The 1,275-nt window shown below is 45.1% G+C and carries 1 protein-coding gene; it reads right to left on the reverse strand.

The features are described 5' to 3' along the window. Nucleotides 1–1,080, reverse strand: a 1,080-nt coding sequence (gene gdhA, locus WS40_RS10140) for an NADP-specific glutamate dehydrogenase (RefSeq protein WP_325208534.1), incomplete at its 3' end; no start/stop codon positions are given. Between the last annotated feature and the right edge of the window lie 195 nt (nt 1,081–1,275).

Here is a 1,275-nt window from a genome sequence, read left to right on the forward strand (position 1 = left end):
TTGGGTGAGAAACGGTTGTATTTTATAGCAGATGATGCAATATGGTTTGATTGGACCCTCTGCTACAAGGAAGCATCCATTTGCCTTTAACTGCTTTGCATCCTCAAGGTCTAACTCATTCTGAGTTGCGCATGGAAGTGCGATATCACACTTAACGCTCCATACACCCTTGCCTTCATGATACTCAACACCCGGTTTTGCTTCTGCGTACTCTTTGATTCTTCCGCGGCGAACTTCCTTGATCTGCTTTACAAGGTCAAGATCAATGCCGTTTGGATCATAAATCCAACCGTTAGAATCACTTAATGTAACAACCTTCATGCCATACTGCTGAGCCTTCTCAGTTGTGTAAATTGCAACATTTCCTGAACCAGAAACAGCAACTGTCTTTCCTTCCATGGTCATACCTGCATTTAACAGCATCTCGCGAACCATATATACAAGACCATAACCAGTAGCCTCTGTTCTTGCAAGAGAACCACCGTATGTCAGACCCTTACCAGTTAAAACGCCCTCGTACAGACCAGTCAGTCTCTTATACTGTCCATACAGATAGCCAATCTCTCTTCCGCCTACACCAATGTCACCAGCCGGTACATCTGTATCTGCGCCAATGTGACGATACAGCTCTGTCATAAAGCTCTGGCAGAATTTCATAATTTCACGGTCTGACTTGCCCTTCGGATCAAAATCAGAACCACCCTTGCCGCCTCCGATTGGAAGTCCTGTCAGTGAGTTCTTAAAGGTCTGCTCAAAACCAAGGAACTTGATAATACCAAGATTTACAGATGGGTGAAGACGAAGTCCACCCTTGTACGGTCCGATTGCACTGTTAAACTGTACACGGAAACCTCTATTTACATGAGCCTGTCCGTTGTCATCTACCCACGGTACACGGAATGTAATAATACGCTCTGGCTCTGTCATTCTTTCAAGCAAAGCATCTTTGCGGTACTGCTCCTCATTTGCCTCAATTACCGGACGAAGGGAATCAAGAACTTCCTTAACTGCCTGCTGAAACTCTTTCTCGCCTGGATTCTTCTCTGCAACCTTCTGCAGCACTTCATCTACGTAAGACATTATGACCTCTCAATCTGCCGCTCTGGAGCGACCTCTTACAATATCCAACTCTATTTTTCGGACATCGGAGTGAATGCTGATTTTCACTCTACTCTACCTGCCCACCCGAAACCTAGAGATGTCAAATGCACTGATGTCGATCGGGTGGATTTTTGTTACCGGCTTTGAAAACCGACATGTATATGGTACTACATG

The sequence above is a fragment of the Ruminococcus sp. N15.MGS-57 genome, assembly GCF_000980385.1.
GTDB lineage: Bacteria > Bacillota > Clostridia > Oscillospirales > Ruminococcaceae > Hominimerdicola > Hominimerdicola aceti.